This window comes from Mesorhizobium sp. LSJC285A00 (genome assembly GCF_000503155.1).
GTDB lineage: Bacteria > Pseudomonadota > Alphaproteobacteria > Rhizobiales > Rhizobiaceae > Mesorhizobium.
Genome location: NZ_AYVK01000026.1, coordinates 100,755 through 124,727 on the forward strand (window position 1 = coordinate 100,755; position 23,973 = coordinate 124,727).

A 23,973-nucleotide genomic window follows, 5' to 3' on the forward strand; every position below is an offset into this window, starting at 1 on the left:
ATCTTCTCGCTCATTTAATTCTACAAAATCGGTAGGCTTAATGCGGATAGTGCGTTTGCGAGAAGGAGCCTCGGATGTCAAAAAAGCTGGTGGTGGGGTGGTCCGGCAACCTGACCCGTCCGTCCAAGACGAAGGCATTCGTCAGCCACATCGCCGGTGAGGTGGCGAGCCGGGCCGGCTCGGCTTTGAGCGTTTTCGACATCGAGGATCTCGGCCCGTCCTTTGCGCCTGCAAGACAGCTTGGCGATCTCGATCCGGCGGCGCGCGGTATTATCGAGCAGCTGCTCGGCGCCGACGTGCTGGTGGTCGGCTCCCCGACCTTCAAGGGCAGCTACACCGGGCTGTTCAAGCACTTCTTCGACCTGCTCGACCCGTCGTCGCTGCGCGGCAAGCCGATCATCCTGGCGGCAACAGGCGGCGGCGAGCGTCATTCGCTTGTCGTCGAACACCAGTTGCGGCCGTTGTTCGGCTTCTTCGAGGCGCAGACCCTGCCGACCGCGATCTACGCCTCGGACAAGGACTTTGCAGATGGCGTGCTGGTGTCAGAGGCAGTCAAGGCGCGAGCCCGGCAGGCGGTCGCTGAGGCATGCCGGGTGGCCGGCGTGCCCTACAGCGTCGTCCTTGCCGCCTGAAAACCAACGATCCGCGACGCAATATTCCATCCCGCATAGACCAGAAGGACGCCTGCAAATGACTCGAGCCAGCAAGTCCGATAGCAAACCGCGGCAGATCAAGCTCGGCGCCTTCCTGCCCGGCGGCGGACAGCATATTGCCGCCTGGCGTCATCCCGATGCGCCGGCCGACGGCGCCACCAATTTCGAGTTCCACAAGCAACTGGCGCTGACCGCCGAGCGCGGCCTGTTCGACGCCTATTTCCTGGCCGACAACCTGACCGTCGGCCTCGGCGCCCGCGAGGGCGGCAACGCCAAGATCGCCGGCTTCGAGCCGGTGACGCTGTTTGCGGCGCTGGCGCCGCTGACGACGCATCTCGGCTTCATCGCAACGGCGTCCACCACCTATGAGGAGCCTTACACGCTGGCGCGCAAATTCGCTTCGCTCGACCTGTTGTCGAACGGCCGCGCCGGCTGGAACGTGGTGACCTCGGCCGGCGACGAAACGGCACGCAATTTCAACCGCGACGTCCAGCCCAGCCATGCCGAGCGCTATGCCAGGGCGCATGAGCATGTCGAGACGGTCAAGGCGCTGTGGGACAGCTGGGAGGATGACGCCTTCATCCGCGACAAGCAGTCGGGCCGTTTCTACGACAAGGACAGATTGCACGACATCGACCACAAGGGCGAGCATTTCAACGTCAAGGGTCCGCTCAACGTGCCGCGCCCGGTGCAAGGACATCCGGTTGTCGTACAAGCGGGGCAGTCGGAAGACGGCCGTGGGCTTGCCGCGCACTCGGCCGAGGTCATCTTCACCGCCCATCAGAAGCTCGAGACGGCGCAGGAATTCTACCGCGACATCAAGGCGCGCGTGGCTGAAGTCGGCCGCGATCCCGACCAGGTGCTGATCATGCCGGGCGTCGCGCCCTTCGTCGGCCGCACCGAGGACGAGGCCCGCGCCAAATACCAACAGCTCAACGACCTTATCCTGCCCGAGGACGGTGTTGCGCTCCTCAACGGTCTTGCCGGCCAGACGCTCGACATCAGGGGCTATCCGCTCGACGGCCCGTTGCCGCCGAGCAAGGAAACCGAAGGCATGAAGAGCCGCCAGGCGCTGATCCGGCAGATTGCCGACGAGCACAATTTCAGCATCCGCCAGCTTTACCAATGGGTAGCGACGGCGCGCGGCCACTACACCATCGTCGGCAGCGTCAGGCAGGTCGCCGATCAGCTGGAGGAATGGTTCACCAGCGACGCGGCCGACGGCTTCAACATCCTGCCGCCCTGGCTGCCCGGCGCGCTCGACGATTTCGTCGACCTGGTCATTCCCGAACTGCAGCGGCGCGGCCTGTTCCGCACGGCTTACGAAGGCCGCACGCTGCGCGAGAATCTCGGCCTCAGGCGCCCGGAAAATCCATGGACCGTCGCCCGCTCGACCGTCCTTGCCGCCGAATGACCTTGGCAATCGAAGGGGTGAAGCAATGACGCTGCAGCACATCGATCGGCAGATCACGGTTCGCCGCAGTGGTGGCGAAACCGGGCTCGGCACCGACTTCCTGAACCTCGGTAGCAAGGCGGCTGTTCGCTTCCTGAAGCGCTACGGCGTGCTTGCCGGCTTCCTGGCGCTCTGGCAGGTGGCGGGCAGCGTCGGCTGGGTCAACGCGGCGGTGCTGCCGCCGATCGACATGATCGTCGTCGCACTCTGGAAGGGGCTTGCCGGCGGCAGCCTGCTCGGCGACATCGCCATCAGCCTGCAACGCGCCGGCATCGCCTTTGCGGCGGCTGTCGCCGTTGCCATTCCGCTTGGCCTGTTCATGGGCCAGGTGCGCCAGGTCGAAACCGCGCTCGATCCGATCCTGCAGGTGTTCCGGCAGACGTCGGCGCTGGCGCTCTATCCGGTGTTCATCCTGCTCTTGGGACTTGGCGAGACCTCGAAGATCTTCGTCATCTTCTGGGCGACGCTGTTTCCGCTGCTGCTCAACACCATCAGCGGCGTCAAGGAAGTCGATCCCAAGCTGCTTGAAATGGCGCGCGTCTATGGTGCGAGCCGGCTCACCGTGTTTCGCCGCGTCGTACTGCCGGGCGCCGTGCCGTCGATCTTCGTCGGCTTGCGGCTGAGCGCCACCACGGCGCTGCTGCTGCTGATCGCGTCCGAGATGATCGGTGCCAACAAGGGCATCGGCTTCCAGGTGATGAACGCGCAGTACAATTTCCAGATCCCGCTGATGTTTGCGGCAATCGTCATCCTCGCCGGGCTTGGCCTGATCGCCAACCAGGCGTTGGTCACCCTGCAGCGGCGGCTCTGTCGCTGGAGCAATCCTGTCAACTGAGCAGTCCGCCCCTCACCGTTTACCTCACAAGGACCCGATCATGAAAATCACCCGCCGTTCGCTGCTTGCCGGCGCGCCGCTTGCCGCCGGCCTCATCGCCGCCGGCCTGCCGCGCCTGGCCTTTGCGCAAGCCGCAGCCGTCAAGTTCCGCTACCTCGCCAGCCGTGGCAGCATCTCCCCGCACGAGCTGGCCGACGAGCTCGGCTACTTCAAAGGGCTCGGCGTCGAGCTGGAGAATGTCGGCTATTCCTCGGGTGGACCGGAATCGCTGTTTGCGCTGTCTTCCGGCAGCGTCGACATCGGCTCGGCCGCCACCGCAGCGGTGATCAACTCGATCTCCGGCGGCAACGACTTCGTCGCGGCGTATCCGAGCAACGGCATCAACAAGGATGTGAAGAGCGTCTTCTACGTGCTGGAAGACAGCCCGATCAAATCGATCGCCGACATTGCCGGCAAGACCATCTCGGTCAACACGCTCGGCGCTCATCTCGACTATACGGTGCGTGAGGCCCTGCACAGCGTCGGCCTGCCGCCGACCGCCGCCAACCTCATTGTCGTGCCCGGCCCGCAGCTTGAGCAGACGCTGCGCTCGCGCCAGGTCGACATTGCCGGCCTCGGCTACTGGCAGGCGACCTTTGCCGGCGCGCTGGTCGCCAACGGCGGCGTGCGCGGCGTGTTCGACGACACCCAGGTGCTCGGCGAACTCGCCGGCGGCTTCGTCGTACTCAGGCGCGACTTCATTGCCGCCAACCCGGATGCGGCGCGCAACTTCGTCGAACAGTCGGCGCGCGCCTCGGACTGGTCGCGCCAGAACCCGGACGAAGCCCGCAAGGTGCTGGCCACTATCCTCGACAAGCGCGGCGAAAACGGCGATCTCGCCCGCTACTGGACCGGCTTTGGTCTGCGCGAAGGTGCGCAGGCGACCGATCGCGACATCGACTTCTGGGTCGCCGTGCTGGAGCGAGACGGCCGTCTGGCCAAGGGCAAGCTGAAAGCCGCCGACATCCTGTACCGGCCCGGCGAAACCAAGATCAACTGAGCTTTGAAATAGCTGAGAGACAAGATGGCCGGTTCCAACCGTGGCGGAGAGGTCTCGATCCGCGACCTGTCCAAATCCTTCAGCCTCGGCGGGCGCCAGCTTGCCGTGCTGCGGACGCTCAACCTCGACATTCGTTCGGGGGAATGCCTGGTCATCGTCGGCGCCAGCGGCTCCGGCAAGACCACGCTGCTGCGTATTCTGGCCGGGCTGGAGGCGGCCGACAGCGGCGGTGTCGCGATCGACGGCCAGCCGGTGCATGGCGTCGGCGCCGAGCGTGCCGTGATTTTCCAGGAGCCGCGGCTGCTGCCGTGGCTCAGCGTGCTCGGCAATGTCGCGTTCGGCCTCGAAGTGCGCGGTGTTCCCAAGAGGCAGGCCGAGGAACGCGCCCGCTTCTACGTCGCACTGGTCGGTCTTGCTGAATTCGCGGATGCTTTTCCGAGCCAGCTTTCCGGCGGCATGGCGCAGCGCGTCGGCATCGCCCGGGCGCTCACCGTGCAGCCCGAAATCCTTCTGCTCGACGAGCCGCTGGGGGCGCTGGACGCCATGACCAAGATAGGCATGCAGGAGGAACTGGCGCGCATCTGGAGCGAGGAGAACGTCACCATGGTGATGGTCACCCACGATCTGGAGGAGGCGATCTATCTTGCCGACCGGGTGCTGATCCTGCCCAAGGAGAAAGGCGGCGCGGCGCGGTTGATCGACATCGACCTGCCACGCCCGCGCGAGCGCAGCGAGAGCCGCTTCGTGCGCTATCGCGAAGAACTGCTGCGCGAATTCGGCCTGCACTGATCGGGGAAGGGGCCAGCCGTGGCTCCCCCGGAAGATTAGCTCTCGCGATTATTGCTTGGTGAACGTGCCCGTATAGGTTCGGTCGGCAAGCCCATAGGTGACGGCCAGCGTTCCGTCCGCCTGAATGACCGCGCTGACGTCCGCGCCATTGGGAAGGCGCCGCAGTTTCAACGTGTTGCCGAAAATCTTGCCTTCGCCGTCGGCCACGCCCGGTTTGTTGTCGGCGACATCGCCCCAGGCATAGGTGGCGGTGACATTGCCGCCGCGCGTAATCGTCAGCACGGCGAGCTTGCCGTCATACATCCCGTCCAGCTGTCCGCCCCATATGCCGGAAAACGCGACATATTTGGCCGGGACGCCTTCGCCGGGCGGCATAACCCGCACGGATGGATCGAGGACCGCCGCACCATCAGGAGCAGAGATCGCGGCAGGGGCCATGGGCTGAGGTGCGGGCGCTGGCGGCGGCGATGATGGTTCAGGCGCCGACTGGCAGGCGACAAGCATGAATGCCGCGAAACCGAGCGTCGGAAAGAGACTGTTTGGTGGAGCCAATCGGGATCGAACCGACGACCTCTTGAATGCCATTCAAGCGCTCTCCCAACTGAGCTATGGCCCCACTCCGGCAGTCAGCCGTCGCCGTTGCCGGCGAGAGGTCCGGCGCGGGTTTCAGGACCGCGCCGTTTAGTGCAGGCGGCTTCTAACCCCGCCTTCCCTGAAGATCAAGCCTTCGAGGGCCGCTTTTTCGTCATAGCCCGTGAACGCCGCTAAATGCATGCGTTCGAAGCGTTCTTAGACTTCGTCGTCGTCGTCGCCGACGCCGATCATGTCGGCGACATCGTCGTCTTCTTCCTCTTCGTCGGCAAGGAAAGTATCGTCCTCATCGTCGCCTAGATCGACATCGTCCTCGTCGTCGCCCAGGTCGGGAAGCTCGTCGCCGGCCTTGACGTCTTCGTCGGCCTCTTCAAGCGAGACGACTTCAACGCCTTCTTCTTCCTCGGCGTCCACTTCCTTCTCGGCCACTTCCTCTTCCTCTTCGAGGGCGGCGATCTTGCCGTCCTCGAAATAGGAACGCGGATACGTCTTGCCCGTATAGGGCGAGACGACAGGGTCCTTGTTCAGGTCGTAGAATTTTCGGCCCGTTTCAGGGTCGACACGCTTTGTGCCAAGTTCGTTTTTTGCCACGTCAAGCCTCGTCAGTAAAAGAGTGGTCCCCTTAACCACAGTTTACCGCGCTGTCAAAGCGAAAAGCCGGCGTCACAAAACCAAGCACTGAAAGGCCTCGCGCCAAGCGACGACCATGGGGATGACCATTCGTGCCCGCCGTGATACGAGACCGCCGCAACAAATGAAAAGCGCCGGTGCGCCGGCATTCCGTCCAGGGAAATTCCATGTCTCACGCCGCCGCTGCCAAGCCGGCCACCGCCCGCAAATCATCCGCCCTTTCCGGCACCGCTCGCGTGCCGGGCGACAAGTCGATTTCGCACCGTTCCATGATGTTCGGCGGCCTTGCCTCCGGCGAAACCCGCGTCACCGGCCTGCTCGAAGGCGAGGATGTGATGCGCACGGCGGCCGCCATGAAGGCGATGGGCGCGCATATCGAGAAGCGCGGCGCCGAGTGGGTGATCCGCGGCACCGGCAATGGCGCGCTGCTGCAGCCGGAAGGCCCGCTCGATTTCGGCAATGCCGGTACCGGCTCCCGCCTCACAATGGGCCTCGTCGGCACTTACGACATGGAAACGACCTTCATCGGCGACGCATCGCTGTCGGGACGGCCGATGGGCCGCGTGCTCGAACCCTTGCGCCAGATGGGCGTGCAGGTGCTGAAGGCGACGCCGGGCGACCGCATGCCGATCACGCTGCATGGGCCGAAACACGCCGCACCCATTACCTACCGCGTGCCGATGGCCTCGGCGCAGGTGAAGTCGGCCGTGCTGCTGGCAGGCCTCAACACGCCCGGCATCACCACCGTGATCGAACCGGTGATGACGCGCGATCATACCGAAAAGATGCTTAGGGGATTTGGCGCCAATCTCTCGGTCGAGACCGACGAGCGCGGCGTGCGCCACATCTTCATCGAGGGCCAGGGCAAATTGACGGGGCAGACCATCGCCGTGCCCGGCGACCCCTCCTCGGCCGGCTTCCCGCTGGTCGCGGCACTGATCGTGCCGGGTTCGGACATCGTCATCGAGAACGTGCTGATGAACCCCACCCGCACCGGCCTGCTTCTAACGTTGCAGGAAATGGGCGGCCAGATCGACATCTTGAACCCGCGCAATGCCGGCGGCGAGGATGTTGCCGATCTGCGCGTGCGCTACTCCGAGCTCAAGGGCGTCACCGTGCCGCCCGAGCGGGCGCCGTCTATGATCGACGAATATCCGGTGCTGGCGGTTGCCGCGAGCTTCGCCGAGGGCGAGACGTTGATGCAGGGGCTGGAAGAGCTGCGGGTGAAGGAATCCGACCGACTGGCAGCGGTTGCCAATGGGCTGAAGCTCAACGGCGTCGACTGCGCCGAAGGCGAAGCTTCGCTCGCGGTGCGCGGAAAGCCCGGCGGCAAGGGGCTGGGCGGCCATCCCAATGGCCAGGACACGACGGTGCAGACGCATCTCGACCATCGTATCGCCATGAGCTTCCTGGTAATGGGGCTGGCAACGGAAAAGCCGGTGACCATCGACGACGCCGCCATGATCGCGACGAGTTTCCCGGAGTTCATGGGTCTGATGACGGGGCTCGGTGCGGAGATCGGGTAGGTTGATGCCAAGCGCAAAGCAAGCAGAGATGTCGGCGGGACAGCGCCCCCCTCTGTCCTGCCGGACATCTCCCCCTCAAGGGGGGAGATCGGCCGTCACAGCGGCTTTCGCCAGTTTTCGAAATTGCAGGAAAGAGTGGGGCGCAGAAGCTTCTGATCTCCCCTCTGGAGGGGGAGATGTCCGGCAGGACAGAGGGGGGCGCGAAGGATCGCGGCGTCTGTCTTTCGTGTTGGCCCGCCAATGACCTTCACCATCGCCATCGACGGTCCCGCCGGCGCCGGCAAAGGCACGCTGGCCCGACGGCTGGCCGACCACTACCGCCTCAACCTGCTCGACACCGGCCTCACCTACCGCGCCGTCGCCTATGCGTTGATCCGGCACGCGCTGCCACTCGACAATGTCTCAGCAGCCGAAACCGCCGCACGCCAGGTCGATCTGGCAAAGCTCGACCGTGCGGTGCTGTCGGCGCATGCGGTTGGCGAGGCGGCCTCGAAGGTCGCGATTTACCCTACCGTCCGGCGCATCCTGGTCGAAAAGCAGCGCGATTTCGCCAGGACACCGCCAGGCGCGGTGCTCGACGGGCGCGACATCGGCACGGTTGTGTGCCCTGACGCCGACATAAAGCTCTATGTGACGGCGAGCGCCGAAGTGCGGGCGCAGCGCCGGCTGGCCGAGATCGAAAGCATCGGCGGCACCGCCGATTTCGCCGAAATTCTTGCCGATATTGTGCGCCGCGACGAGCGCGACATGGGCCGCGCCGACTCGCCGCTGAAGCCGGCGGCGGACGCGCACTTGCTTGATACCTCCGAAATGGCTATAGAGGCCGCGTTTCTGGCGGCCAAAGCGATCATCGACGACGCCCTGGCCAAGAGAGACAAAGCCTGATCCAGGGTTTTCCCGCTCCACCGATTGCCGGAAGCGAAGAAAATACCCATATCGGGCACGAACCAGCCTGCCAGCATTCTTCATGCGCCGGAATTGCCGCTTAGGCGGCCCAGGGCTTTTGTAGCCCGGAACGCCGGCAGGCCAACGCAACGCTAACCCACGGCGCCCGTTCCGCTTCAGATGCGGGGCACTCCAGGAGAAAATATGTCAGCTGCAAATCCCACTCGCGACGATTTCGCGAGCCTGCTCGAAGAATCATTTACCACCGGTCACTCCGGCGAAGGTCAGGTCGTCAAGGGCACGATCCTGGCGATCGAAAAAGACATGGCCATCATCGATGTCGGCCTCAAGGTCGAAGGCCGCGTGCCGCTGAAGGAATTCGGCGTCAAGGGCAAGGACTCGACGCTCAAGGTCGGCGACACGGTCGAGGTCATGGTTGAGCGCATCGAAAACGCGCTGGGCGAAGCCGTCCTGTCGCGCGACAAGGCCCGCCGCGAAGAGAGCTGGGTCAAGCTCGAAGAGAAGTTCACCAAGGGTGAGCGCGTCGAAGGCGTCATCTTCAACCAGGTCAAGGGCGGCTTCACTGTCGACCTCGACGGCGCCGTGGCCTTTCTGCCGCGCAGCCAGGTCGATATCCGCCCGATCCGCGATGTCTCCCCGCTGATGCACAACCCGCAGCCCTTCGAGATCCTCAAGATGGATCGCCGCCGCGGCAACATCGTTGTGTCGCGCCGCACCGTGCTCGAGGAAAGCCGCGCCGAACAGCGTTCGGAAATCGTGCAGAACCTCGAAGAGGGCCAGGTTGTCGAAGGCGTCGTCAAGAACATCACCGACTACGGTGCGTTCGTCGACCTCGGCGGCATCGATGGCCTGCTGCATGTCACCGACATGGCATGGCGCCGCGTCAACCACCCGACCGAGATCCTCAACATCGGTCAGACGGTCAAGGTGCAGATCATCCGCATCAACCAGGAAACCCACCGCATCTCGCTCGGCATGAAGCAGCTCGAGAGCGATCCGTGGTCCGAGATCGGCACCAAGTTCCCGATCGGCAAGAAGATCAAGGGTACCGTCACCAACATCACCGACTACGGCGCGTTCGTCGAGCTGGAGCCGGGCATCGAAGGCCTCATCCACGTTTCGGAAATGTCGTGGACCAAGAAGAACGTGCACCCCGGCAAGATCCTGTCGACGACGCAGGAAGTCGACGTGGTCGTGCTCGAGGTCGATCCGGCCAAGCGCCGCATCTCGCTCGGCCTCAAGCAGACGCTCGAGAATCCGTGGCAGGCTTTTGCCGCGAGCCATCCGGTCGGCAGCCAGGTCGAGGGCGAGGTCAAGAACAAGACCGAGTTCGGCCTGTTCATCGGCCTTGAAGGCGACGTGGACGGCATGGTGCACCTCTCGGACCTCGACTGGACCCGTCCGGGCGAGCAGGTCATCGAAGAGTACAATCGCGGCGACATGGTCAAGGCGCAGGTGCTCGACGTCGACATCGACAAGGAGCGCATCTCGCTCGGCATCAAGCAGCTGGCCAAGGATACGGTCGGCGAAGCGGCGACTTCAGGCGAACTGCGCAAGAACGCGGTCGTCACCTGCGAAGTCACCGGCATCAAGGATGGCGGCCTGGAAGTGCGGCTGGTCGACAGCGGCATAGAGACCTTCATCAAGCGCAACGACCTCAGCCGTGACCGTGACGAGCAGCGCCCCGAGCGCTTCTCGGTCGGCCAGAAGCTGGACGCCCGCGTCATCGCCTTCGACAAGAAGACCCGCAAGCTGCAGGTCTCGATCAAGGCGCTGGAAATCGCCGAAGAGAAGGAAGCCGTCGCACAGTACGGCTCTACCGACTCCGGCGCTTCGCTGGGCGACATCCTTGGCGCCGCGCTGAAGAAGCAGGGCAGCTAAGCCGCTTTGCGCGCAGCGCGTAAGCCGCTTCGCGCAAGCGTAAGCCTCGGCTGCGCCTCGCGCGCAGCCTGAACAAGAAAACCCGCGGGCCGCAAGGCTCGCGGGTTTTTCATGCTCGGCTGCGCGATTGGCACTAGACTAAGACTGTGTAACCCCTTCAATTCCACACGCGCGGTTGTAGGCTCGGCCGTCGTTGCAGACGTAAACACGGAAGTCCGGCCCTTCGGGCAACGGAGAAGCATGCGGGATGAAGGTCGTCGAACTCTATCGCTATCCGGTCAAGAGCCTGCGCGGCCATGCCGTGCCGAGCGCCGACATCAAGACAATGGGCATGGAAGGCGACCGCCGCTGGATGGTCGTCGACAAGGATGGGCAGTTCCTCACCATTCGCCAGATACCTGATATGACGACGATCGACGTCGAGCATCGCGGAACGGGCATCCTGTTGAAACATGACAGGCATGGCTCGCACTTCGTCGAGGCTCCGGCTCCCGGCACCGCGCTCCGGCAAGTCAAGATCTGGAAGGATATGGCTGCCGCGCGGCCGGGCGATCCGGCCGCCGGCGCCTATCTCTCGGCTATTCTTGGCCGGCCTGTCGATCTCGTCTATTTCGACGATCCGCAAAACCGGCCGGTCGATGCGGAATTCGGCCAGCCCGGCGATTTCGTCGGCTTTGCCGACGGTTTTCCGCTGCTGATCGCCACGACAGGCTCGCTGAACCATCTGAACAGCCATCTTGCCAGGCCCATCGAGATGGCGCGGTTCCGGCCAAACATCGTCGTCGACGCAGAAGGCGCATGGCCTGAAGACAGCTGGAAGACGATCCGCATCGGCACGGTGGAGTTGCGGATCGCAAAGCCCTGCTCGCGCTGCGTCATCACCACCCGAGATCCGTTGAGCGGCGAGCAGCCGGACCCGCGCGAGCCGTTGCAGACGCTTGGCAAACTCCACCGCTCCGCCAAGGGCGGCATCATCTTCGGCCAGAATGCGATTCCCAACAACGCCGGCGCGATCGCCATCGGCGACGCAGTCGAGGTCGTGGAAGCGGGCGTCTCGAACCTGACGTAGTCGCAGGCCTTCTAATGCCGTGGAGGCGTCGGCGGACGCCATGATTGAATGGCCAACCTCCGCTGTAGACTCAGGCGAGGTCGGCAAAGGCCGCCATCGGAAGCCAAACCAAATGAGTCGCCTGCGCGGCGGAACTTCAGGCGCGGCCGTAAAGTGGCGCCAGCGTTCCGCTCATTGCCAGATTGGCCGGTGATGCCAGATAGGCGATTGCCTCGGCGGCGGCTTCGAGGCTGACCCATTTGCCGAAATCGGCATCCGGCATGTCGGCGCGGTTGGCCGGCGTATCGAGCGTCGAGGGCGCCACCGCGTTGACCAGTATGCCTTTGTGCTTCAGCTCTTCCGCCATCGCCACGGTCATCGCCGCCACTGCCGCTTTGCTCGCGGTATAGGCGACCATGCCGGCGCCTCGGCGCGGGTCGAGCCCGGCGCGTGCCGTGACATTGACGATGCGGCCCGCTGTGTTCGAGCCCAACATGGAGCGCACTGCCGCGCGGCAGCACAGAAAGGCGGTGCGGGCGTTGGTGTCCATCATTTCGGCAAAGGATGCGGATTCGATCTTCTCGACCGGGGCTGCGGCAAAGCCGCCGGCCAGATGGATGGAGGCCCACAATTCGGGGACGCTGTCATAGAAGGCATCGACCTTGGCAGGATCGGCGAGATCGACATTGTGCGCCAGCCGGACGCGATCATGGGCCGCGAAGGGGAAATGCGAGGGGGCCGACGCGTGGGCATTCGGCACATGGCAGATCGCGCCGTCCGCCAGCAATTTGCCGACGACCGCGGCACCCAGCGCCCCGGTGCCACCGGTCACCACGATATGCTTGCCCTGAACTGTTTCCGTCATCCTGGACGCTCCTGTCGTTTCTTATGATTATGTCGCTTGTCGTGCCGCGCCGACGCAGAGCGTCGCGCCTTTTGCACGATCACTCAACCGACATCTCGACATGGCAGTTGTTGCGTCTTTGCATCGCTCGAAGTCGCCGACCGCCCCCTTCTGACCCGCGCATTGACGTAAAGCGCGCGGTCAAGCGTCAGTCGATGGTGATTTCGATGACGTGCGGCAGTCTGGTTGCGCGTGCGCGTTTGAGCGCATCGGCGAGACCGGCAGTACCGGCAAGCCGTTCGGCTGATATGCCGTAGGCCTCGGCCAGCTTGCAGAAATCCGGCGGCGCCGGCGACACGCCGACCGGCTCGACGCCGACATCGAGCATCGACGTTTCGATCTCGCGATAGCCTCTGTTGTTCCAGACGACGAAGATGACCGGTGCGGGTGCATCGAGCGCCGCGCCCAGCTCCGGCAAGGTGAACTGGAAGCCGCCGTCGCCGGTGAGGCAGACCACCGGCACGCCGGGCATGGCAAGGGCTGCGCCGATCGCCGCCGGTGGTCCGTAGCCGAGCGCGCCGAAACCGGTGGCGGCATTGAACCAGCCGCCTGGCCGGTCATGGTCGTAGTAAAGGTTGGCGGCGTAGATCGGCTGGGTGGAATCGCCGACGATGATGGCGCCCGGCAGCGCGTCGCGAATGGTTTCCACCGCACGCACCTGCGCGGCATAGGCCGGGCTGAGCTCGGCAAAGGCCGCCTTTCTCGACGTGGCTGCGCGGCTCTCGCCGTCCTTCGCCGCGGCATGATCAGGGTGGAGCGCGCCAAGCAGTGCGCCAAGCGCCTCCGCGCAATCGGCCTGGATGCCGACGCTCACCGGGCGGCGGGCGAGCTGGTCGGCGCCGATATCGATGCGGATCAGATTGGCGGGCAGCACGAAGCCGCCATCGCTGTAACCGTCATAGTCGGTCGGGCCGAATTCGGTGCCGGCGGCGATGACCAGATCGGCGTCTGCCATCAGCGCACGCACCGCCTTCAGGCTGGGGCTGGCCGGCACGCAAAGCGGATGTGCATGCAGCAGACCGCGCGCATTGGCGGTCTGGGCGACAGGCGCGCCGAGCCGCTCGGCCAAAAGCTGCAATGGCTGTTCGGCGCGCTTGGCGCCGCCACCGGCAAGGATCAGCGGCCGGCGCGCGGCTGCGATCAGTTTGGCTGCCTCGGCAATGGCCGCGCCATCCGGCGCCGGCGGCGCTGCATTGGTGAGCGAAGCAGCGATGCCGTCGGCCGGTTTGACCATGACGTCGGTCGGGATCTCGATATGGACGGGGCCCGGCCGCGACGACGAAAACAGCGCGAAGGCCCGCGCCAAAGCGCCAGGCAATTCGCTGGCCTCGGTGACACGCTGCGAAAACAGCGCCACCTTCTCCATCATGCCGCGCTGGTCCGGCAGTTCGTGCAGGAAGCCCAGTCCCTTTCCCAACGTCGGCATCGCGTTGACGCCCGAAATCACCAGCATCGGCACCGAATCGGCGCGCGCCTGGCCCATTGCGGTGATGGTGTTGGTCAGCCCCGGTCCGGTGATGACAAAGGCAACGCCCGGCCGGCCGCTGGCACGGGCATAGCCGTCGGCCATGAAGCCGGCGCCCTGTTCGTGACGCGGCGTGACATGGCGTATCTTTGAACGCGCCAGCCCGCGATAAAGCTCGACAGTGTGGACGCCAGGAATGCCGAAAACGGTGTCGACGCCATGCGCTTCGAGCAGCGTGATGAGGGCTTCGCCGATGGTGGTCATGGGTTCTCTCCCGTTAGTGCCGACCACTGTTCAACGGAAACAATGATCGGCTCTACCTCTTTGTTTTTAACGCAATTCCGGACGGAAAACCGCTTCTCACTTTTCCTGGAATTGCGTTTGCGGCGCGAGGCCGAGCTCGGCCTCTATGGCTTTGACGCCGATCCCTGCCAATTCGCCAGGCGAGAACATCTCTGCGGCCAGACAGCCTTCGATCCAGAGCCCGTCGATGATCGCGTTGATCGCGATGGCATGGCGGCGCAGCTCATTTGCGTTTGGCCTGCGCTGCTCGGCGCCGAGCACTTCGGCAACGACTGCTTCCACCTCGTTGCGAAAGCCGAGATAGCCTTCGCGGTGGGCGCGAGCCAGGCTCGGATCCGCGCCGGCGCGGCCGATGAAGGTTGCCCAGAGCGAAAACACGCGTGCATCGATGATCGGCGCGTTGAGGTTGGCGGCAACGAAGGCCGCAAGGCGCTGGCGCGGCGAGGCGTCTTCCATGAGCAATGCCGCCTTCGCCTGCTCGGTCATGCGGCCCATCAGCGCCGCGTACGCTTCCTGCAGCAAGTCTTCCTTGCCGGGGAAATAGTGCCGGATCAGCCCGGCGGTGACACCGGCGCGCAGTGCGATGGTGCGCAGGCTGGCGCCCTCCAGCCCATGTTCGGCCACGCTGTCCAGGGTCGCGTCGATCAAATCCTGCCGCCGCCGCTCCTCGCCCTCGCGGCGGAACTTGCGGCGCTCATTCATTGCCGCAGGATGGGCCGCGTCAGGCATGTCGGCCCACCTTCGCAGGCGATGCAGAGGGCATCCGCCTCGAAGATTTGAACCGTGCAGCCGGCGGCTTCCATCGCGGCCTTGGTCTTGGGAAAGCCGGCGACGGCAATGACCTTATGCGGGCTGGTCGGCAGCACGTTCAGGCTGAGGCCGTTGGACGCGGCAAACTCTTCGGCGTCGCCTTCCACCAGCCGGATGCCGCGCGCCTTCAGCAACTGATAGAACGGCGCCGGCAAAAGCGGTGAATAGACCAGGGCCAGGTCGTCGGCCAGCGGGCTGATCACCGACATCAGATGCAGGCACGCCTCCTCGCCCTGCCACAGCGGCAGATCGAAGCCGTAGACGGAAATGCCGAGCGGCGTCAGCAGGTTGGAAACCTGCTGTATGCCTTCCTGGTTGGAGCGCACCCCGCGCCCGATTACCAGCGTGTTTTTATCCAGCCATACGCAATCGCCGCCTTCGACCTGGCCGGGAGCCTCGACGCGGCCGAGGATAGGAATACCCAAGCGTGTGTAGGTTTCCTCATGCAGCGATGGCTCCCTGGCGCGCAGTGGCTTGCCCATGGACAGGATCAGCGCGCCGCGATCGGTCATCAGTGACGGATCGTGGGTGAATACGGAATCCGACAGCCCGTCGGCATTGTCATCGATCCATTCGATTTCGGCGCCGGACGCCGTCACCAGCTCAGCGAGAGCCGCGTGCTGCGCCGCCGCTTTCGCCGGGTCGAAACCCGGGCCATAGTGCCAGGTAGCCCGGTCGGCACCGCGCATGGCATTGGCCGCCGACCGCATCAGCACGCGCCGCAACGGCGCCGCCATGGACTGTGATCCGAAAGCGCTCATCAGTGCCCTTTTCAATGCCGTGTTCAGGGTGAAAAAAATGGAAGAAATTTCATCGGAGGCTATTTATACACTTGCACAATAAGGCCGCAAGTGCCGTAATGAGCGGGATTGACGGGCTCGCGCTGTTGGGTCCATGCTGAAGTCTGGAGTGGGCATTACAGCGTATGTTGATTAGCCGGATAGACGTTCGACGATCTGCCGTGGACCCTGTGGCAGAGGTTCCCCGGTGAGCGCGGCGGGAACCGCCGCAGTCCAATCCGGCAAGGCGCAGGACGGCGCCGCCGAAGCCATCCATGTCGAGAACCTGCACAAGAAATTCGGCCATCTGCATGTGCTGAAAGGCGTTTCGCTGTCGGCGCGCGACGGCGAGGTGATCGCCATTATCGGCGGCTCGGGTTCCGGCAAGTCGACGCTGCTGCGCTGCATCAACTGCCTGGAAAACCCGACCAGCGGCATCATCCGCGTCAATGGCGAGGAGATCAAACTCAAGGCCGACAGCCACGGCCACACCGTGCCCGCCGACCGCCGGCAGATCGAACGCATCCGCGCCAAGCTCGGCATGGTGTTCCAGAACTTCAACCTGTGGAGCCACATGACGCTGATCGAGAACGTCATCGAGGTTCCGGTGCATGTTCTGGGCGTCAGGCGCGACGTGGCGATCAGGGAAGCCGAAAAGCTTTTGGCGCGCGTCGGCCTGGCCGAAAAGCGCGACGTCTATCCGGCCTATCTCTCGGGCGGCCAGCAGCAGCGCGCGGCGATCGCCCGCGCCCTGGCCATCAACCCGCGCGTCATGCTGTTCGACGAGCCGACCTCGGCGCTCGACCCGGAGCTGGTCGGCGAGGTGCTGAAGGTGATCGGCGACCTGGCGCGCGAGGGCCGCACCATGGTGCTGGTCACGCATGAAATGAAATTCGCCCGCGAGGTCGCGACCCATGTCGTCTACCTCTGCAACGGGCTGGTCGAGGAAGAGGGGCCGCCGGAGCAGATATTCGGCGCACCGAAATCCGAAAGGCTGAAGCAGTTCATCCGCAACATCGGCTAGGACAAGCCGGGACGGAAGAAAACCGGGAACCAACAACAAACTGGGAGTCGTGACATGAAGACTGTTCTGAAAACATTCGCCGCAGCGCTGCTGCTCGGCGTTGCCGCCATGGGCGTGGCCAAGGCCGATCCGGTCAAGATCGGTGTCGCCGCCGAGCCCTATCCGCCCTTCACCTCGCCGGACGCTTCCGGCAAATGGGTTGGCTGGGAAATCGAGTTCATCGACGCCGTCTGCGCCGAGGAGAAGCTCGACTGCGTCATCACGCCTGTCGCCTGGGACGGCATCATCCCGGCGCTGACGACCAAGAAGATCGACGTCATCGCCAGTTCGATGTCGATCACCGCCGAACGCGAGAAGACCATCGACTTCTCGGATAAGTACTACAACACGCCGACCGCCATCATCGGGCCGAAGGACCAGAAATTCGGCGCCACGCCGGACGATCTCAAGGGCAAAGTGCTCGGGGTGCAGGTGTCGACCACCCATTCGGCCTATGCCAAGAAGCATTTCGGCCCCACGGCCGCCGAGATCAAGGAATACCAGACGCAGGACGAAGCCAACAACGATCTGGCCGCAGGCCGCCTCGACGCCGTCCAGGCGGATTCGATCGCGCTCGACGCATTCCTGAAGTCGGACCAGGGCAAGGCCTGCTGCGATCTGAAGGGCATGGTGGCTCCGGACGATGAAGTGCTCGGACCGGGCGTGGGCGCCGGCGTGCGCAAGGAAGACACCGACCTTAAGGCCAAGATCAACGCCGGCATCAAGGCGATCCGCTCGAACGGCAAATATGACGAGATATCGAAGAAATACTTCGATTTCGACATTTACGGTGGTGGCGGCGCGCAGTCGAACTGACGATCCTCGCATGAGCTGAGGGGCATGGCGCCAACGCCATGCCCCTCCTGCCCGACCTTTCCCAGACATGCTTGCCGCCGGCGCTGCCGACGGCGGTGGTTGGACCCAGCAATCCGGGGGCGACGCTGATCGACGCACTTCTTTCGGCCTCGGCGGCCGGCATCATAGAACTTCTCTCGCCCAATCCGCCGGGCTGGGGCGGCACGCTGTTGCTTGGGCTGCTCCATTCGATCGAGATCGCGCTCGGCGCCACGGTCCTCGGTCTTCTGATCGGCACCGGTGGCGCCTTTGGCAAGCTCTATGGCGGTCCTGTCGTGCGCGACCTGCTGGCGGTTTACACCACCATCGTGCGCGCCGTGCCCGAACTGGTGCTGATCCTGCTGCTCTATTATGCCGGAACAGACCTGATCAACCAGGCGCTGACCGCTATGGGCTACCAGCGCGTCGACATCAGCGGCCTTGCCGCGGGCATCGCCGTGCTCGGCTTTGTCCAGGGCGCCTATTCGACCGAAGTGATCCGCGGCGCCATCCTGGCCATACCGCAGGGCCAGATCGAAGCCGCCCGCGCCTATGGCATGTCACCCGGGCTCATGCTGCGGCGCATCACCTTGCCGGCAATGCTGCCCTTCGCCATACCCGGGCTCGCCAATCTGTGGCTGATCGCCACCAAGGATACGGCCCTTCTGGCGGTCGTCGGCTTTTACGAACTGGCGCTGGCGACGCGGCAGGCGGCGGGCGTCACCAAAGCCTATTTCACCTTCTTTTTCGCCGCGGGCGTGCTCTATCTCATCTTGTCGCTGGTCTCCAACCTGCTCATCGGCCGCCTCGAGGCCTGGTCGCGGCGCGGTATGCCGTCGCTCAAGGATGCGCGCTGATGGCCGGAGAAGCGACCATCATCAACGCTGCCGCGCGCACGTCGCGGTGGCTGCAGCCGCATCGCATCGTGCTGATCCTGGTCGCGATCGCGCTGGTTTTCGGCGCAGCCTTCTTCATGCGCTGGGATTGGCTGCCGCAATATTATGAAATGGGGCTTCTCGGCATCTGGCGGTCGCTGTGGATCCTGGCCGTCACCTGCTTTCTCGGCTTCCTGCTCGCCGTGCCGCTCGGGCTCGCGCAGGCCGCCGGCCCGTTCTGGTTTTCCGCGCCCGCCAGGACATTCTGCACCGTCATCAGGGGCACGCCGCTGCTGATCCAGCTATGGCTGCTCTATTACGGGCTGGGCTCGCTGTTTCCGCAATTTCCCTGGATCCGCGAATCCTGGATGTGGCCGTATCTGAGGCAAGCCTGGCCTTATGGCGTGCTGGCACTGACCTTGTCCTTCGCCGGCTATGAGGGCGAAGTAATGCGCGGCGCCTTTGCCGGCGTGCCGAAGGGGCAGTTAGAGGCGGCCCGCGCTTTCGGCATGAGCCGCTGGAAGATTTTCCGCCGCATCTGGCTGCCGCAGGCCATCTACCGGGCGCTGCCGACGCTGACCGGCGAAACCGTGCTGCAGCTGAAGTCGACGCCGCTGGTGGCGACGATCAGCGTCATCGACATCTTCGCAGTCTCGTCCAAGGTCCGGCAGGACACCTACCTCACCTACGAACCCTTGCTGCTTTTGGCGCTGATCTACATGATCATCACCGGCATACTGGTGTTTGCATTCAGCAAGATCGAAGCGCGCATACCGAACAAGGTGGGCTAGGGAATAGTGAGCAGGCAGTAGTGAGTAGTCAGCATATGACCGGGAAACCGCTTGCTTTCGCTACTCCCTACTGACTACTCCCTACTCACTCTCACCACCAATCGGGTCCGCACCATGCAACTCTCTCTCGACCAGGCAACAGGGCTGTGCCGGATGGCGGCGCTCGGCGCCGGCGCCAATGAGGAGGCGGCGCGGTCGCTCACCGCCTCGATCATTGCCGCCGAGGCGGAAGGGCTTTCGACCGTCGGGCTGACCCATTTCATCGATTACCTCGAAGCGCTGGAAGCCGGCCGCATCGACGGCAATGCCGATCCGGTGATCACCAGGCCGGCGCTCGCCGTCTATCTCTCCGATGCGCGTGGCGGCCTCGCCCATACCGGGTTCGACCGCACCATCGATGACCTTGCCAAGGCGGCAAAGCTGTTCGGCGTCGCCATCTTCTCGCAGAAGAACGCTTATACCTGCGGCGCGCTCGGCTATTTCACCGGGCGTCTGGCGCAGCTGGGATTGGTCTCCTTCGCCGCCACCAACGGGCCGGCGGTGCTGGCAGGCTCGGGCTCGGTCAAGCCGGTCTATTGCACCAACCCGATGTCGTTTGCGGCACCCGCCGCCGATGGCGCGCCGCTGGTCATCGACCAGTCGTCGAGCGCCACGGCGTTCGTCAACATCCGCAAGGCGGCCGAGGACGGCAAGAAGATCCCCGAAGGCTGGGCGCTGGACGCCAGCGGCAACCCGACCACCGATCCGGCCGCGGCCATGAAGGGCGCCATGCTGGCCTTCGGCGGCCAGCGCGGCGCCAACATCGCGCTGATGGTCGAAGTGCTGGCGGCTGGCCTGTCGGGCGCCAACTGGTCGCTCGACGCGCCCTGGTTCTCCGGCGGACCGGACAGCCCGGGAACCGGCCTGTTCGTGCTCGCCGTCGAGCCCAAGCTGCTCGACCCGGATTTTGAGCAGCGCATGAAGGACCAGCTCGACCGGCTGCGCCGGCGCTTTGGCGTGCNCGACCGGCTGCGCCGGCGCTTTGGCGTGCACGTGCCGGGCCGGGCGCGGGCCGAAGCGGCGGAGAAGGCGCAGGCGCGCGGCATCAACGCCCCCAAAGCCGTGGTGCAGCGCATTTCCGAATTCGCCGAGCGCTATTCGGGCTGAAGAATCCTTCTTTATCAAACAATTTAAACTGACCTTCCGGTTGGCGACGGGCAGGCGCGCATTTGCGCCGCCTGCTGAACCTTCTTGCGTCTTGCGGCGACCCATCCTTGTCCAGGGCAAGGTGAGCTTGCCCGAACCAGACCGGAGGAAACACCCAACCAAATCGAAAGCCTGCTTCACGCGAAGGGTGTGCCCTTTGCGCTCCGGAAACATCAACCGCAATCAAAGGAAATCATCATGACCAACACCAAGACCACCCTGCTGATAGCAGTCCTTCTGCTCGGTTCTTTCATGGGCGCCACCCAGGCGGCCTCCCTGAAGGCCGCGCCGGTCAAGCCATCTTCGGCCGGCGTCATCACGGCTCCGAGCGGCGGTGCAACCGAGGACCATTACTGCAAGAACGGCCACGCCAAATTTGCCAATTGCAGCGCCGACTTCATCGCGGCCTGCAAGCAGGTCGGCGGCACCATGTCGGATGTCCAGGGCTGGGGTGGGCGTACTTGCTTCACGCCCTCCTGATACCGTCTCAGGTCAGGCCGCTCCGTCGGCCCCTGGCTTCGTCCTGATGCTGCCCGGAAAACCCCGCTTCGGCGGGGTTTTCTGCGTTTCATCCCTCCGTGAGCAATAAACATGACGGTGAAAGTTAACTTTTGTTAACTTGACTTGATGGGACCATCGGGCGTTTGCGAGAGGTCATCACAACAACAGGAGCTACGATGTCCGCAACCACCGACGCCTCCCGCGGCAGACTGATCATTCCGGTGTTTGGCCGCCTGTACTCGTCGCTGCATGACGGCGCCGAAACCCTTCTGCGCGTCGTCGCCGGCGGGTTTCTCACCATTCACGGCTCGCAGAAGATCACCAACCCTTTCGGCGCCGCCGAGATGGTCGAAGGCCTCGGCTTCTATCCCGGCGCGTTCTGGTCGTTGCTTTTGTCCTGCACCGAATTCTTCGGCGGCATTCTGATCGCCATCGGCCTGTTGACTCGGCCCGCCGCCTTTGCCGGCATGATCGTGCTGCTGGTCACCGTCTGGTTCCACTGGATCACTGTCGGCCAGGGCTTTTCCGGCGCTGAAAAGTCGCTTCTATGGGCGGCGATCCTGCTGTTCTTCGTTATCCGCGGCGGCAACCGCCAGTCGGTCGACGCGCGCCTCGGCAAGGCGTTCTGAAGGGTCTATAAGAGGGTGGCAGCGACGACGCGTCACCCTTTGCCTTTGGCCCAAAACGGACTATGAAACGGCTTCAGCCAAGCTTTCGAGCGCCGGAGCCAGCCATGACCGAAATCCTGCAGATCCCCAAGCTCGTGGTCGTCTTCGGCGGCTCCGGCTTCGTCGGCCGCCACATCGTGCGGGCGCTGGCCAAGCGCGGCTACCGCATCAGGGTGGCGGTGCGCCGGCCCGATCTGGCGGGACATCTGCAGCCGCTCGGCAATGTCGGCCAGATCCAGCCGGTGCAGGCCAATGTGCGCGTGCGCTGGTCGGTCGACCGCGCCGTGCAGGGCGCCGACCATGTCATCAATCTGGTCGCCATCCCGCATGAAAGCGGCCGGCAGAAATTCAACACCGTGCACGAATTCGGCGCCCGCGCCGTCGCCGAAGCCGCACGCTCGGTCGGCGCAGGGCTCACCCACATCTCGGCGCTGGGCGCCGACCTCAACGCCGAATCCGACTATGCCCGCACCAAGGCGCTCGGCGAAAAGGCCGTCCTGGAGACGATCCCGGACGCCGTCATCTTCCGTCCGTCGATCAATTTCGGACCGGAGGACAGTTTCTTCAATCGCTTCGCCGACATGGCGCGCTATTCGCCGGTGCTGCCGCTGATCGGCGGCGGCCAGACCAAGTTCCAGCCGGTCTATGTCGGCGATGTCGCCGAAGCCGTGGCGCGTTCGGTCGAGGGCAAGGTCAAGGGTGGCCAGATCTATGAACTCGGCGGGCCGCAAGTGCTCACCTTCAAGCAGTGCATGGAAGAGCTGCTGACCGTCATCGAGCGCAAGCGGCTCCTGGTACCGGTGCCGTGGTGGATGGCCAATCTGCAGGCCTCGATCCTCGGCCTGCTGCCCAACCCGTTGCTGACCAAGGACCAGGTGCTGCTGCTGCGCCAGCCCAACATCGTGTCGGAGGAGGCCAACAAGGCCAACCGGAACCTTGCCGGCCTCGACATCCAGCCGCAGTCTATCGGCACCATCCTGCCCAGCTATCTCTGGCGCTTCCGCGCCGCAGGCCAGTTCCAGCGCAAGCCCGCCGGTATCGCGTAACAAGGCGTTGCGCCGTTAAACGCGCCGCGTGACCTGCATCGGCAGGCCGCCCTGCGGCTGTGTCGTCAGTTTCTGCACCGGCCACGGCTTGGTCTCGGCGGTCACATCGAAGCGGAAGCGCGACAGCATGATGGCCAGCGCAATGATCGCCTCCTGCATGGCGAAGCTGGCGCCGATGCAGATGCGCGGACCGGCGCCGAACGGCAGATACTGGAAGCGGTCGATCTTCTCGCGGTTTCCCGGATGGAAGCGTTCGGGCATGAAGGCGTCGGGCATGTCCCACAGTTTTCTGTGGCGGTGGACGACCCAAGGCATCACCAGTACGGCCGCGCGCTTGGGGAGCACCAGATCGTTCCAGGTCTCCGTCTCGATCGGCTCGCGGTTGATCGACGGCGCCGGCGGATAAAGCCGCAGCGCCTCCTCGAAGGCGGCGCGGGTGAACGGCATTGCCTCGAGCCATTTCGTTGGGTCGGGTTCGCGCGCCAGCACGGCCTCGATCTCGCGCTCGACCTTTTCGCGCTCCCACGGCGCTTCGGCGAGGCAGTAGATCGTCCAGCCCAGTGCCCGCGCGGTGGTCTCGTGGCCGGCGCCGATGAAGGTGATGATGTTGTCCTCGACTTCCGCCCGCGTCAGCCCGTCGGGGCCTTCGGCGCGCAGCAGAAGCGTCAGGAAATCCTGCGGCGCGGTGTCGGGGTCGCGCTTCAGCCGCTCCTCGCGCATCTTGACCGTATCGGTGACGATCTTGCGGAAATAGGCCATGGTCTTGCGGCCGCGGATGCGGGTCAGCCGCGGCAGCCATTCGGGCGCGCGCAACAGGTCGAGCGGATCGACGCGGCCCATGGTCTCGAACAGGCGGTCGATCTCCTGCGCGAAACTGCCGGGCTCGCCCGCAATCTCGCCCGAAAACAGCGTCTCGGCCAGGATATCGTAGGTGAGCAGCGTCATGTCATGGGCGACATCGGTCATGCCGCCTTCGTCATAGCGGGCGACGAACTGCATCGTGCGGCGCAGCATCGGCTCGGCGAAGCCGAAGATATGCCGCGGCGTGAACACCGGCGCCATCGCCTTGCGCGAGCGCTTCCACACCTCGCCTTCGGCGGTCAACAGCCCGTCGCGCAAGATCGGTCGCAGGATCATCTGGCGCACCGTCGCCATCTTGTAGTTCTTGGCGTTGTCGATCAGCACGTGGCGGATAAGGCCGGGATCGTTGGCGACGATCAGATGCCCGCCGACGCCATTCGCCGAAATCCAGGGCTCGTTGTAGGTGTGCTCGCCCCACAGTTCGAGCGGATTGCGGTAGACGATCCGCATCATCTCCAGCGTCGAAGGCGGCGTCGTGCGCGGCCTGGGCGCCGGCGGCACGAAGGGGACGGGCTGCGTGTCCATGAGGTGCTCCGC

General features: G+C 64.5%; 24 protein-coding genes and 1 tRNA gene. 17 read left to right on the top strand and 8 right to left on the bottom strand.

Translation table 11 applies throughout. From position 1 onward, the window contains the following. The first annotated feature begins 74 nt into the window (after nt 1–74). Genes msuE through X726_RS148520 form a run of 5 tightly spaced genes read left to right on the top strand, consistent with a single transcriptional unit; the run spans nt 75 to nt 4,769 of the window. Nucleotides 75–632 (top strand): FMN reductase, encoded by a 558-nt coding sequence (gene msuE / locus X726_RS148540; RefSeq protein ID WP_023671307.1) that lies wholly within the window; start codon nt 75–77, stop codon nt 630–632. Nucleotides 633–690: 58 nt separating this feature from the next. Then, the gene (locus X726_RS148535; RefSeq protein WP_023671308.1) at nt 691–2,067 is read left to right on the top strand and encodes an LLM class flavin-dependent oxidoreductase; all 1,377 of its coding nucleotides are present in this window, start codon (nt 691–693) and stop codon (nt 2,065–2,067) included. Nucleotides 2,068–2,092: 25 nt separating this feature from the next. Beyond that, entirely contained in the window at nt 2,093–2,941 is an 849-nt protein-coding gene (locus tag X726_RS148530; RefSeq protein ID WP_023671309.1) for an ABC transporter permease, read from the top strand. Between the two features lie 40 nt (nt 2,942–2,981). Further along, complete coding sequence (locus tag X726_RS148525; RefSeq protein ID WP_023671310.1) at nt 2,982–3,980, top strand: ABC transporter substrate-binding protein; 999 nt, start codon at nt 2,982–2,984, stop codon at nt 3,978–3,980. 24 nt (nt 3,981–4,004) lie between these two features. Continuing rightward, nucleotides 4,005–4,769 carry an ABC transporter ATP-binding protein gene (locus tag X726_RS148520; protein ID WP_023671311.1) on the top strand — a complete coding sequence of 255 codons (765 nt, stop codon included), beginning with the start codon at nt 4,005–4,007 and terminating at the stop codon, nt 4,767–4,769. 48 nt (nt 4,770–4,817) lie between these two features. Here X726_RS148520 and X726_RS0135660 read toward each other — a convergent pair whose 3' ends face one another. The 3 genes from X726_RS0135660 to X726_RS148510 form a co-directional block, all read right to left on the bottom strand. Continuing rightward, nucleotides 4,818–5,207, bottom strand: a complete 390-nt coding sequence (locus X726_RS0135660) for a hypothetical protein (RefSeq protein ID WP_023683541.1) — start codon at nt 5,205–5,207, stop codon at nt 4,818–4,820. A gap of 102 nt (nt 5,208–5,309) precedes the next feature. Then, nucleotides 5,310–5,385: transfer RNA gene (locus X726_RS148515), tRNA-Ala, on the bottom strand. Between the two features lie 173 nt (nt 5,386–5,558). Continuing rightward, entirely contained in the window at nt 5,559–5,951 is a 393-nt protein-coding gene (locus X726_RS148510; RefSeq protein WP_023671313.1) for a TIGR02300 family protein, read from the bottom strand. Nucleotides 5,952–6,157: 206 nt separating this feature from the next. Here X726_RS148510 and aroA point away from each other — a divergent pair, with 206 nt between their 5' ends. The 4 genes from aroA (at nt 6,158) to X726_RS148490 (ending at nt 11,372) form a co-directional block, all read left to right on the top strand. Continuing rightward, entirely contained in the window at nt 6,158–7,516 is a 1,359-nt protein-coding gene (aroA, locus tag X726_RS148505) for a 3-phosphoshikimate 1-carboxyvinyltransferase (RefSeq protein WP_023671314.1), read from the top strand. Nucleotides 7,517–7,756: 240 nt separating this feature from the next. Continuing rightward, nucleotides 7,757–8,401, top strand: a complete 645-nt coding sequence (gene cmk, locus X726_RS148500) for a (d)CMP kinase (RefSeq protein WP_023671315.1) — start codon at nt 7,757–7,759, stop codon at nt 8,399–8,401. A 204-nt stretch (nt 8,402–8,605) separates the two neighbouring features. Next, on the top strand, nt 8,606–10,303 hold the full coding sequence (rpsA, locus tag X726_RS148495; RefSeq protein ID WP_023671316.1) for a 30S ribosomal protein S1: 1,698 nt from the start codon (nt 8,606–8,608) through the stop codon (nt 10,301–10,303). A 247-nt stretch (nt 10,304–10,550) separates the two neighbouring features. Next, the gene (locus X726_RS148490) at nt 10,551–11,372 is read left to right on the top strand and encodes an MOSC domain-containing protein (RefSeq protein ID WP_023671317.1); all 822 of its coding nucleotides are present in this window, start codon (nt 10,551–10,553) and stop codon (nt 11,370–11,372) included. 136 nt (nt 11,373–11,508) lie between these two features. Here X726_RS148490 and X726_RS148485 read toward each other — a convergent pair whose 3' ends face one another. From X726_RS148485 to X726_RS148470, 4 genes are all read right to left on the bottom strand, one after another. After that, complete coding sequence (locus X726_RS148485; protein WP_023671318.1) at nt 11,509–12,216, bottom strand: SDR family NAD(P)-dependent oxidoreductase; 708 nt, start codon at nt 12,214–12,216, stop codon at nt 11,509–11,511. Between the two features lie 187 nt (nt 12,217–12,403). Beyond that, on the bottom strand, nt 12,404–13,984 hold the full coding sequence (locus X726_RS148480) for a 5-guanidino-2-oxopentanoate decarboxylase (RefSeq protein ID WP_023671319.1): 1,581 nt from the start codon (nt 13,982–13,984) through the stop codon (nt 12,404–12,406). A gap of 96 nt (nt 13,985–14,080) precedes the next feature. Continuing rightward, complete coding sequence (locus X726_RS148475; protein ID WP_023671320.1) at nt 14,081–14,752, bottom strand: TetR family transcriptional regulator C-terminal domain-containing protein; 672 nt, start codon at nt 14,750–14,752, stop codon at nt 14,081–14,083. Next, the gene (locus tag X726_RS148470) at nt 14,722–15,594 is read right to left on the bottom strand and encodes a dimethylarginine dimethylaminohydrolase family protein (RefSeq protein WP_023671321.1); all 873 of its coding nucleotides are present in this window, start codon (nt 15,592–15,594) and stop codon (nt 14,722–14,724) included. The genes X726_RS148475 and X726_RS148470 overlap by 31 nt, the downstream gene beginning before the upstream one ends. Nucleotides 15,595–15,820: 226 nt before the next feature. On the opposite strand from X726_RS148470, the gene X726_RS148465 reads away from it, so the two are divergent. From X726_RS148465 to X726_RS148430, 8 genes are all read left to right on the top strand, one after another. Further along, nucleotides 15,821–16,636 (top strand): ABC transporter ATP-binding protein, encoded by an 816-nt coding sequence (locus tag X726_RS148465; RefSeq protein WP_023671322.1) that lies wholly within the window; start codon nt 15,821–15,823, stop codon nt 16,634–16,636. 54 nt (nt 16,637–16,690) lie between these two features. Beyond that, nucleotides 16,691–17,491: a transporter substrate-binding domain-containing protein gene (locus X726_RS148460; protein ID WP_023671323.1), complete on the top strand. Its 801-nt coding sequence runs from the start codon at nt 16,691–16,693 to the stop codon at nt 17,489–17,491. Nucleotides 17,492–17,652: 161 nt separating this feature from the next. Then, on the top strand, nt 17,653–18,366 hold the full coding sequence (locus tag X726_RS148455) for an ABC transporter permease (RefSeq protein WP_196813869.1): 714 nt from the start codon (nt 17,653–17,655) through the stop codon (nt 18,364–18,366). Next, on the top strand, nt 18,366–19,175 hold the full coding sequence (locus X726_RS148450; protein WP_023671325.1) for an ABC transporter permease: 810 nt from the start codon (nt 18,366–18,368) through the stop codon (nt 19,173–19,175). The genes X726_RS148455 and X726_RS148450 overlap by 1 nt, the downstream gene beginning before the upstream one ends. Nucleotides 19,176–19,289: 114 nt before the next feature. Next, on the top strand, nt 19,290–20,321 hold the full coding sequence (locus tag X726_RS148445; RefSeq protein WP_023671326.1) for an Ldh family oxidoreductase: 1,032 nt from the start codon (nt 19,290–19,292) through the stop codon (nt 20,319–20,321). 237 nt (nt 20,322–20,558) lie between these two features. Next, on the top strand, nt 20,559–20,840 hold the full coding sequence (locus X726_RS148440) for a hypothetical protein (protein ID WP_023671327.1): 282 nt from the start codon (nt 20,559–20,561) through the stop codon (nt 20,838–20,840). A gap of 197 nt (nt 20,841–21,037) precedes the next feature. Further along, the gene (locus X726_RS148435) at nt 21,038–21,490 is read left to right on the top strand and encodes a DoxX family protein (protein WP_023671328.1); all 453 of its coding nucleotides are present in this window, start codon (nt 21,038–21,040) and stop codon (nt 21,488–21,490) included. Between the two features lie 104 nt (nt 21,491–21,594). Further along, on the top strand, nt 21,595–22,575 hold the full coding sequence (locus tag X726_RS148430; protein ID WP_023671329.1) for a complex I NDUFA9 subunit family protein: 981 nt from the start codon (nt 21,595–21,597) through the stop codon (nt 22,573–22,575). A gap of 15 nt (nt 22,576–22,590) precedes the next feature. Here X726_RS148430 and X726_RS148425 read toward each other — a convergent pair whose 3' ends face one another. Continuing rightward, the gene (locus tag X726_RS148425) at nt 22,591–23,961 is read right to left on the bottom strand and encodes a cytochrome P450 (protein WP_023671330.1); all 1,371 of its coding nucleotides are present in this window, start codon (nt 23,959–23,961) and stop codon (nt 22,591–22,593) included. Nucleotides 23,962–23,973: the final 12 nt, after the last annotated feature.

What these genes read in the sequence shown, in the direction of transcription:
- msuE (WP_023671307.1), top strand. Translation starts at nt 75, where the DNA reads ATGTCAAAAAAGCTGGTGGTGGGGTGGTCCGGCAACCTGACCCGTCCG.
- X726_RS148535 (WP_023671308.1), top strand. Translation starts at nt 691, where the DNA reads ATGACTCGAGCCAGCAAGTCCGATAGCAAACCGCGGCAGATCAAGCTC.
- X726_RS148530 (WP_023671309.1), top strand. Translation starts at nt 2,093, where the DNA reads ATGACGCTGCAGCACATCGATCGGCAGATCACGGTTCGCCGCAGTGGT.
- X726_RS148525 (WP_023671310.1), top strand. Translation starts at nt 2,982, where the DNA reads ATGAAAATCACCCGCCGTTCGCTGCTTGCCGGCGCGCCGCTTGCCGCC.
- X726_RS148520 (WP_023671311.1), top strand. Translation starts at nt 4,005, where the DNA reads ATGGCCGGTTCCAACCGTGGCGGAGAGGTCTCGATCCGCGACCTGTCC.
- X726_RS0135660 (WP_023683541.1), bottom strand. Translation starts at nt 5,207, where the DNA reads ATGGCCCCTGCCGCGATCTCTGCTCCTGATGGTGCGGCGGTCCTCGAT.
- aroA (WP_023671314.1), top strand. Translation starts at nt 6,158, where the DNA reads ATGTCTCACGCCGCCGCTGCCAAGCCGGCCACCGCCCGCAAATCATCC.
- cmk (WP_023671315.1), top strand. Translation starts at nt 7,757, where the DNA reads ATGACCTTCACCATCGCCATCGACGGTCCCGCCGGCGCCGGCAAAGGC.
- rpsA (WP_023671316.1), top strand. Translation starts at nt 8,606, where the DNA reads ATGTCAGCTGCAAATCCCACTCGCGACGATTTCGCGAGCCTGCTCGAA.
- X726_RS148490 (WP_023671317.1), top strand. Translation starts at nt 10,551, where the DNA reads ATGAAGGTCGTCGAACTCTATCGCTATCCGGTCAAGAGCCTGCGCGGC.
- X726_RS148485 (WP_023671318.1), bottom strand. Translation starts at nt 12,216, where the DNA reads ATGACGGAAACAGTTCAGGGCAAGCATATCGTGGTGACCGGTGGCACC.
- X726_RS148480 (WP_023671319.1), bottom strand. Translation starts at nt 13,984, where the DNA reads ATGACCACCATCGGCGAAGCCCTCATCACGCTGCTCGAAGCGCATGGC.
- X726_RS148475 (WP_023671320.1), bottom strand. Translation starts at nt 14,752, where the DNA reads ATGCCTGACGCGGCCCATCCTGCGGCAATGAATGAGCGCCGCAAGTTC.
- X726_RS148470 (WP_023671321.1), bottom strand. Translation starts at nt 15,594, where the DNA reads ATGAGCGCTTTCGGATCACAGTCCATGGCGGCGCCGTTGCGGCGCGTG.
- X726_RS148460 (WP_023671323.1), top strand. Translation starts at nt 16,691, where the DNA reads ATGAAGACTGTTCTGAAAACATTCGCCGCAGCGCTGCTGCTCGGCGTT.
- X726_RS148450 (WP_023671325.1), top strand. Translation starts at nt 18,366, where the DNA reads ATGGCCGGAGAAGCGACCATCATCAACGCTGCCGCGCGCACGTCGCGG.
- X726_RS148440 (WP_023671327.1), top strand. Translation starts at nt 20,559, where the DNA reads ATGACCAACACCAAGACCACCCTGCTGATAGCAGTCCTTCTGCTCGGT.
- X726_RS148435 (WP_023671328.1), top strand. Translation starts at nt 21,038, where the DNA reads ATGTCCGCAACCACCGACGCCTCCCGCGGCAGACTGATCATTCCGGTG.
- X726_RS148430 (WP_023671329.1), top strand. Translation starts at nt 21,595, where the DNA reads ATGACCGAAATCCTGCAGATCCCCAAGCTCGTGGTCGTCTTCGGCGGC.
- X726_RS148425 (WP_023671330.1), bottom strand. Translation starts at nt 23,961, where the DNA reads ATGGACACGCAGCCCGTCCCCTTCGTGCCGCCGGCGCCCAGGCCGCGC.